Annotated in this window: 1 protein-coding gene; it reads right to left on the minus strand. The window is 36.7% G+C overall.

Going from position 1 to position 1,707, the window contains the following annotated elements; all coding sequences use genetic code 11:
• Positions 1-452 precede the first annotated feature (452 nt).
• A complete protein-coding gene (locus ACFWM3_RS24935; RefSeq protein WP_390313399.1) occupies positions 453-1,577 on the minus strand; it encodes an IS110 family RNA-guided transposase in 1,125 nt (374 codons plus the stop codon).
• Positions 1,578-1,707 lie beyond the last annotated feature (130 nt).

The following is a 1,707-nucleotide window of genomic DNA, read 5'->3' on the forward strand; positions in this document are numbered from 1 at the left end:
TTCAACTGATATGAACGAAACTGTCAACTCACCATACCCAAATGGTTTTATTTTTTTGTTTTTGTCTGTTTTTAGGCAGACTTATTCTAAGACTACCAACTTAGTTTTTTTCACTAAGTCTGTGAATTATCATTTATTTAATTCAATATAGAAGCTTTTATTTTAAAAACTAAAGAATAACTACTTTAAAACCTTGGCACGAAGGCAAAAATTATCAACAGTGATTTACAATCTGATATGCGTGGGTTGGTTACCACATTTCATTCTATCCGTTACGGAGCTGCCTCGATCTAAACGCGCACGTTCGGTATTTTACCTAATGCATAGTTGAACTAGAGGGTTCTCCTTACCGTGTTTGCCTCCGAGCCAAATTTTCAATTTTAGTTAGACTTTAGATTTCATTTATTTTTAGATATTAAAATTCGTTTCGTGTTTTGAGTTAAGATAAGCTATTAAGCAACAGATTGGTTTAATTTTTGAGCTTCAATACTACATCCAATTGCCCAGATAAATCCAAGTAATTCACGGGCAACAGCTACTACCGCAAATTTTCCTGCCTTACCTCTAGCTGTAATCCGATTATATTTTAAGTTCAGACGGTGTTGTGCTTTCCAGGAAATTCTTTGTGCTTCAATTGGTTGACCAGCTTGTCTTTTCAATAATTCACCTTTAAGAGAAGGGCGATGTCGATATGCCCACGAACATTCTACCAATGCTCGGCGAATATGTGAGTTTCCTATTTTAGTAATCGGACCCTGCCAACGACTTGAACCACTCGAGTATTCTTTAGGAACTAGACCTGCGTATGACATTAATTGTCTTGGATTTGAAAAACGTGAAAATTGACCAATTTCTGCGACAAGTGTTACAGCTGTTACTTCAGCTATTCCTCTTAAAGTCTGAAGTGCTTGTATAACAGGTGCATGTTCACTTTTGATTGCTTCTTCATGAACTTGTGCTTCAATACGCTTCATTCTTTCTTCAACTTCATAAATAGAATGTAAATATTCTTGGAATACGATGCGTAATGATGATTTTTCAAAAGTGAGTTTACTTAACCAGTCCCGATGTTTGACTGTCCAATTCTTAACACCTTGAGGTGGACGTATTTCATGACGAAGCAAGAAATGAACTAATCTTTGACGTGCTTTTTGTAAATCTTCACGTGTATCAGAACGAGCATGAATTAAATCCCTCAATGCCTCATGTGTTTCATCTGGTACCCAAACAGCCGTTAATTCTCCAGCTCGTAAAAGCTGAGCTAATCGTAATGAATCGCGACGATCCGTTTTTACTCGATCCCCAGTACGTTTAGGAATTAGTGTTGGTGCAACTACAATACATTCAATATCCATCGAAAAAAGTTGACGGTAAATACTATATCCACATGAACCAGCTTCATAACAAACTAGTAATTTCTCTGGATCACCTAACTTCTTAAAAAGTTTTCGAATAGCTTCTGGAGTATTTTGGATATTCCCATGAAATCTTGGTGCACCTCTACCTTCATCAGCAATCCCAACAGCAATAATATCTTTTGAAACGTCTAAACCAATAAATTTTTGACCATCCTTCATAATACACGGCTCCTTTTGTTTGTAGCTCTACATTTGGCTTGGGTAGGCTTTTTAATCACTCCCATTATTGCCAACTGCAACCTACGTTAAGCAAAATGGAGCCGTTTCGTTCATTATGACTAAACTGCCA

This window comes from Gottfriedia sp. NPDC058432, from assembly GCF_042721555.1.
In the GTDB taxonomy this organism is placed as follows: domain Bacteria; phylum Bacillota; class Bacilli; order Bacillales; family Bacillaceae_G; genus Gottfriedia.

Bases quoted from the DNA above. Each gene is read 5' to 3' on its own strand.
- ACFWM3_RS24935 (WP_390313399.1), bottom strand. From the start codon at position 1,577: ATGAAGGATGGTCAAAAATTTATTGGTTTAGACGTTTCAAAAGATATT.